Below are 6,235 nucleotides of genomic sequence, written 5' to 3'. Positions count from 1 at the left end.
TTGGGGCGCATTCCGCGATCCCTCGCCGCTGCGTTGCTTCGCGATCGCGCGGCCGGTGGAGCGCTATCGCAGCGCCCAGCCCTTCGCCAGCATCGCCACCTGGCCGGGGCAAAGGGTGCGCAACCAGCTCCATATCCGCCTCAGCCGTCCGCGCGCCGCCAATGCGCGCGTGACGCTCGCGATCGGCGAGCGCCGCTTCGAATTGCGCGCGGGCGACGCCGACGCCTGGGCGCCGGACGCGCACACCGACGCGGCGGTGGTGGCCGCGATCCGCGACGGGCGCAGCATGAGCGTGGAGAGCGTCGCGGCCAATGGCGTCCCCTTCGCCGACACCTATGCGCTCAAGGGCGCGGCGACCGCGATCGACGCGGCGGCCCTGGGGTGTGCGGGGCGGGGTTAGGCCGCGCCTGCGTCATCCATTTTCTTCCTCTCCCTGTGGGAGAGGTAGCGAAGCTTGGCAGCTTGCTGCCTAGCGTAGCTGGGTGAGGGGTTCCGGGACTATCGAGAGGGCGAAACCCCTCACCCAGCTCCGACTTAGGCCCGGCTTACGCCGGACCTAAGTCTGCGCAACCCTCTCCCTACGGGAGAGGGGCTGATTGTCGTGCGCTCCGCTCTTCAATGCGCCCAGCGCTCGCGGAGCACTTCCGCCTTGCCGTCGCGCAGGCGGATCTCCATCGCGGGTTCGTCGGGGCGGCCGGGGGCGAAGAGTTCGTAGATGATGCTGCCGTCCTCGGTCTGCTTGCTCTCGATCACGCGCTCGGGCGTGAAGCTGCCCGGTGCGGCCTTGGCGGCGGCGATCGCGGCGGGCGAGGCCTGGTCCCAGGCGATGTCGCGCTGGATCTCGACGACGCGGAAGCGATTGCCTTCCTGCAGCACGTCGAGCTCGACTTCGCTGCCGTCGGGGCGCTTGCCTTCGATGTCGAAATAGATGCGGCCCTGGCGTTGTTTCCGGTCGACCTCGTCGATGGTCATGCCCGGCACGGTCTGCTCGGCCAGCGCGCGCAGCTCGGGCGGCAGCGCGGCGGCGTCGACCTGGCTTACATTGGTCACCGGTCCGGCGGGTAGCACGCCATTGGCGGCGGCATTTGCGGCGGTGGGTTCCTTGGTCTCGTTCTCGCCGCAGCCGGCGAGCGTGGTGAGCAGCAGGGTTGCGGTCAACAGACGCATGGGCGGCCTCCTCGCAATGCCTGCCTTATAGGCGAATCGCCCTCGGCTGGCAAAGCCCCGGGCGACGGACAGCGCCGCCGCCCGGTTCGGCCTTATTTGGGTGTGGCCGCTGCCGGCTGCTGCGCGGCTGCCGCGTCCTGGATCTTCTTGTTGAGCGCGGTGTCCGCCTGCATCGCCTGCGCGATCTCGTTGAAGCGCGCGGGGGGGAGACCCGAGGCGGTGATCGCCTCGACCATCTTGGCGTTCTTGTCGGCATCGGGGACCGCCGCGTCCTGACGGACCTTGGCGACCGCGAGCGCCGCGGTGGCGAACTGGGTGATCTCGGCATCGCTAACGGTGGCGGCGGCGGTGCCGGCGCCGGTGGTGCCGCTCTGCGCCGGCGCGGCGGGTGCCGGCTCGGCGGGCGCCGGCGAGGTCTGGGTCTGTGCCATCGCCGCCGGTGCGCACAACAGCGCCGCGGAGAGGATCATCGAGGTACGAAACTGCATACTAACGCTCCGAATTGGGTACGCCCCCTATGCCCAAGCTGGACGGCGGGGTGCCGCCGGGGCAACCGCTCCGCGACGCGGCGTGGCAGAAGCGGGATGGAGCAGCCCTTCGCGGCGGCTTTTGCGCCCGGGGAGTGGAATTCGGCCGCGAAATCGACTACATGGCCGCGCATGCAGACAGTGTCGGCCGCGCCCATGCCCATTCCGGGGCACATCGATCCCGTGCCCGTTCCGCGGGAATTCAAGCCGCGTGCCGACGGCCGCATCGACTTGCTCGGCCTGTCGAAGCAGGATCTGCGCATGGCGCTCGAGACCGCGCAGCTCGAGTCCAGGCAGGCCAAGCTCCGCGCCAAGCAGCTCTGGCACTGGATCTACAATCGCGGCGTCACCGAATTCGCGCTGATGACCGACATCTCCAAGGCGATGCAGCCCTGGCTCGAGCAGCGCTTCGTGATCTCGCGGCCTGAGGTCGTCGAAGCGCAGGTCTCGACCGACGGCACGCGCAAATGGCTGCTCCGCTCGGACGACGGCCAGGATTACGAGATGGTCTTCATCCCCGATGCGGACCGCGGCACGCTCTGCGTATCGAGCCAGGTCGGCTGCACGCTCAACTGCCGCTTCTGCCACACCGGCACGATGCGGCTGGTGCGCAACCTGCTGCCGGCCGAGATCGTCGGGCAGGTGATGCTCGCGCGCGACGCGCTCGGCGAATGGCCGAGCCAGCCCGAGGGCCGCATGCTCACCAACATCGTGATGATGGGCATGGGCGAGCCGCTCTACAATTTCGACAATGTCCGCGACGCATTGAAGCTGGTCATGGACGGCGATGGCCTCGCTTTGTCGAAGCGCCGCATCACGCTGAGCACATCGGGCGTGGTGCCGATGATGGCGCGCGCGGGCGAGGAGATCGGCGTCAACCTCGCGGTCTCGCTCCATGCGGTGACCAAGGAAGTGCGCGACGAGATCGTGCCGCTGAACCGGAAATACGGGATCGAGGAGCTGCTCCAGGCCTGCGCCGACTATCCGGGCGCCAACAATGCCCGGCGGATCACCTTCGAATACGTCATGCTCAGGGACAAGAACGACCGCGACGCGGATGCGCACGAGCTGGTCCGGCTGATCAAGAAGTACAAATTGCCCGCCAAGGTGAACCTCATCCCGTTCAACCCCTGGCCGGGCGCGCCCTATGAATGCTCGACCCCCGAGCGGATCCGCGCCTTCTCGAACATCATCTTCGAGGCGGGCTATTCGGCCCCGGTCCGCACCCCGCGCGGCCGCGACATCGACGCGGCGTGCGGCCAACTCAAGACCGCGGCGGAGAAGAAGAGCCGCGCCGAGTTGGATCGGCTGGCCGAGGAGAAGCAGGCGGCTCTGGGCTAACGCCCCCCGCCCTTCGCCAGCACGAGCCAGGTCCAGCGGACTCCCTTTGCCCGGCTTTCGGGGTGCACCGATTCGGTCTCGGCCCGGCGGATCGGATGGAGGCCCGTCGCATGCGCGAGGTCGATCGCTTCTTCGAGTGGCGCAGGAAAGCTGAGGCGGCCATCCGCTTCCGGGTCGTGGCGCAGCGACAGGATCAGCCGGCCGCCCGGCGCCGTGGCCCGTGCGAGGACCGGCATGGCACGCGCGCGGCCGGCGGTGTCGAGATGATGCCAGACAGCGCATAGCAGCACGAGATCGAAGGGCCCGTGCGACTGTAGGCCGGTGAGATCGGGAAGCTGGTCGTCCAGCCATTCGATCCGGTCGCCATGGAGCGCCATCCCCGCCTCGCGGAACGCCCGCACCGGCTCGACGGCCAGTACGCGATGCCCTTGCCCGGCGAACCAGGCCGCGTCGCGGCCCGTACCGGCGCCGATATCGGCGATCCGGGCGGGCGCGACCGGCAGAAGGTCGCGCACGGAGGCATAGATCTGCTCCGGAGGGAGGGCGTCATAGCCAGCGATCAGCGCCGGAGTCGCCGCTGCGGCATAATCGGCCAGCACATCGTTCATACGCATGTCTCCACCGTCTGATCCGGAATATCCCTACCGTTCGTGCTGAGCTTGTCGAAGCACCGTTCTTTCTTCCCTGCGATGGAAAAGGAAGTACGGCGCTTCGACAAGCTCAGCGCGAACGGATTGATTGTGGACCCATTTTCACTAGCATTGGCCGCCGGCGCCGGCATAGTGGGCGGTGCGATGAACGCGCTGGCCGGCGGCGGCACCTTTGCGACCTTGCCGGCGCTGATCGCGCTCGGGCTGCCCGCCAACATCGCCAACGCCACGTCGAACGTCGCGTTGCTGCCCGGCGCGGGGGCGAGCGCATTGGCCTATCGCGACGAATTGGGGCCGGTGGCGGGCATGTCGGTCCGGCTGCTGGCCGCGATCACCTTCGCCTTCGGGCTGGTCGGCAGCCTGTTGCTCGTGCTCACGCCGACCGAGACCTTCGACATCATCATCCCCTGGCTGCTGCTCTTCGCCTTCGCGGTGATGGTGTTCGGCAAGCGCGCGGCCGACTGGCTCCATGCGCGCGTCACCATCGGGCGGCCGACGCTGGTCGTGACGCAGGCATTGCTCGGGATCTATGGCGGCTATTTCGGCGGCGGGGTGGGGCTGATCACCACCGCTGTCTACGGGCTGCTCGCCAATATCCGCCCGCGCGAGCTGTTCGCGATCCGCACCACGATGCTGGCGGTGGCGAATCTCGCCGCGGCGTTCGTGTTCATCGGCTTTGCGATGGTCTGGTGGTGGGCCTGCCTGCCGATGCTGCTCGGCTCGATCGCGGGCGGCTGGCTCGGCGCGCTGCTCGGCAAGCGGCTGTCGCATCGGATGGTGCGCGTCTGGACGCTGCTGGTGACCGGCGCGACCACGCTCGTCTTCTTCGTGCGCGCATATAGCTGAGCGCCTTATCCTCCCCCGCCAGGGGGGTGTCGCCGAAGGCGATGGAGGGGGAGGTCAGCGACCAAATGGCCGTCGTGCTTCCGCCCCCTCCGTCAGGCTGCGCCTGCCACCTCCCCCTGGCGGGGGAGGATAATGGACGCTGGTGCCTGCCGTGCGTCCGCGGCATAACGGGGACGTGACCAAGCCCGTCTATCGCCACCGGCTCTTCACGCGCATCTGGCACTGGGTCAACGCGCTCGCGATCCTGATCCTCATTCCCAGCGGGCTGATGATCTTCAACGCGCATCCGCGGCTCTATTGGGGGCATTTCGGCGCCGATTTCGACCCCGCCTGGCTCGAGCTGCCGCGTTTCCCGGGCTGGGCGACGATCCCGAGCCACTACAGCCTGGCCGGCGCGCGCCACTGGCATCTGTTCTTCGCCCTGGTGCTCGGCTTCGGGCTGCTGGCGTATATGATCGCCGGACTGGCCAACCGCCACTTCCAGCGCGACCTCAGCATCCGCCGCCGCGAGCTCGCGCCCCGGGCGCTGTGGAGCGACTTCAAGGCGCATCTGGCGCTCCGCGTCCACGATCCGGAGGACCCGCGCGCCTACAACATCTTCCAGAAGCTCAGCTACGCGGGCGTGGTCTTCGTGCTGATCCCGCTGCTGATCGTCTCGGGGCTGGCGATCTCGCCGGGCATGTGGCCCTGGCTCGCCGACCTGTTCGGCGGCCGTCAGTCGGCGCGTTCGGTCCATTTCATCGCGATGGCGTGCATGACGGTCTTCGTCCTGGTCCATCTGACGCTGGTGATCCTCGCCGGGCCGATCAACGAAGTGCGTTCGATGGTCACCGGCTGGTGGCGCCTGCCCGAGGACGACGAATGATCACCCGACGCACCCTGCTCGTCGGCACCGGCGCCTCGCTGCTCACCGGGTGCGATTCGCTCACCGACAGCCCGGTGCTGATGCGCGCGGAGGAGGCGCATCGCTTCCTCCAGCGCTCGATCACCGGCCGCGCCGCGCTCGCCCGCGAGTTCCGCGCCGAACAGCGCAGCCCGATCTTCCGCGTCAACGGCAATGCGAGCCCCAATACGCCTGAATACAATGCGCTAGCCGCGAACCGCTTCGCGGACTGGCGGCTGCGCGTCGACGGGCTCGTCGCGCGTCCGCTCAGCCTGAGCCTTGCCCAGCTCCAGTCGCTCCCGCAGCGCGCGCAGATCACGCGGCACGATTGCGTCGAGGGTTGGAGCGCGATCGGCAAATGGCAGGGCCCGCGGCTCGAGACGCTGCTGCAACTGGCGGGCATCCGCGATTCCGCGCGCTATGTGGTCTTCCACTGCGCCGATCGCTTCGGCAGCCAGCCTTATTACGAGTCGATCGACCTGATCGACGCCTTCCACCCGCAGACGATCCTCGCCTGGGCGATGAACGACGCGCCGCTGAACGTCGGCCACGGCGCGCCGGTGCGGCTCCGGGTCGAGCGCCAGCTCGGCTACAAGCACGCCAAATATGTCATGCGCGTCGAAGCGGTGGCGAGCCTGGCCGGGATCGGCGCGGGCAAGGGCGGCTATTGGGAGGATTCGAACGGCTACGAATGGTACGCCGGAATCTAGGGCGGATCGACATTCAGGTTGAAGGCTCCCCTCCCTGCTTGCAGGGAGGGGCAGGGGGTGGGTGCGCGCGTCTGCGCGCCTAAAAGACTCGCCAATCGTGCAGCAAAAGGC

Annotated in this window: 8 protein-coding genes; 5 read left to right on the top strand and 3 right to left on the bottom strand. The window is 68.4% G+C overall.

What is annotated here, in order from left to right; translation table 11 throughout:
* On the top strand, positions 1–400 hold a 400-nt coding region (locus MT490_RS14860; protein ID WP_297389300.1), incomplete at its 5' end, for a hypothetical protein.
* Positions 401–615: 215 nt separating this feature from the next.
* Here MT490_RS14860 and MT490_RS14855 read toward each other — a convergent pair.
* On the bottom strand, positions 616–1,167 hold the full coding sequence (locus MT490_RS14855; RefSeq protein ID WP_297389297.1) for a hypothetical protein: 552 nt from the start codon (positions 1,165–1,167) through the stop codon (positions 616–618).
* 92 nt (positions 1,168–1,259) lie between these two features.
* On the bottom strand, positions 1,260–1,655 hold the full coding sequence (locus MT490_RS14850; protein WP_297389294.1) for a DUF4168 domain-containing protein: 396 nt from the start codon (positions 1,653–1,655) through the stop codon (positions 1,260–1,262).
* Positions 1,656–1,826: 171 nt separating this feature from the next.
* Here MT490_RS14850 and rlmN point away from each other — a divergent pair, with 171 nt between their 5' ends.
* Positions 1,827–3,035 carry a 23S rRNA (adenine(2503)-C(2))-methyltransferase RlmN gene (gene rlmN / locus MT490_RS14845; RefSeq protein WP_297389291.1) on the top strand — a complete coding sequence of 403 codons (1,209 nt, stop codon included), beginning with the start codon at positions 1,827–1,829 and terminating at the stop codon, positions 3,033–3,035.
* Here rlmN and MT490_RS14840 read toward each other — a convergent pair.
* On the bottom strand, positions 3,032–3,649 hold the full coding sequence (locus tag MT490_RS14840) for a class I SAM-dependent methyltransferase (protein WP_297389288.1): 618 nt from the start codon (positions 3,647–3,649) through the stop codon (positions 3,032–3,034). The genes rlmN and MT490_RS14840 overlap by 4 nt on opposite strands.
* 75 nt (positions 3,650–3,724) lie before the next feature.
* Between MT490_RS14840 and MT490_RS14835 the strand changes: the two genes are divergently transcribed.
* From MT490_RS14835 to MT490_RS14825, 3 genes are all read left to right on the top strand, one after another.
* On the top strand, positions 3,725–4,531 hold the full coding sequence (locus MT490_RS14835; protein ID WP_297389284.1) for a sulfite exporter TauE/SafE family protein: 807 nt from the start codon (positions 3,725–3,727) through the stop codon (positions 4,529–4,531).
* A gap of 151 nt (positions 4,532–4,682) precedes the next feature.
* The gene (locus MT490_RS14830; RefSeq protein WP_297389303.1) at positions 4,683–5,396 is read left to right on the top strand and encodes a cytochrome b/b6 domain-containing protein; all 714 of its coding nucleotides are present in this window, start codon (positions 4,683–4,685) and stop codon (positions 5,394–5,396) included.
* Positions 5,393–6,124: a molybdopterin-binding protein gene (locus MT490_RS14825; RefSeq protein ID WP_297389281.1), complete on the top strand. Its 732-nt coding sequence runs from the start codon at positions 5,393–5,395 to the stop codon at positions 6,122–6,124. The genes MT490_RS14830 and MT490_RS14825 overlap by 4 nt, the downstream gene beginning before the upstream one ends.
* Positions 6,125–6,235 lie beyond the last annotated feature (111 nt).

The sequence above is a fragment of the Sphingomonas sp. genome (assembly GCF_026460985.1).
In the GTDB taxonomy this organism is placed as follows: domain Bacteria; phylum Pseudomonadota; class Alphaproteobacteria; order Sphingomonadales; family Sphingomonadaceae; genus Sphingomonas.
Note: the sequence above shows the minus strand (reverse complement) of the source record. Positions and strands in the feature narration are given on the sequence as shown.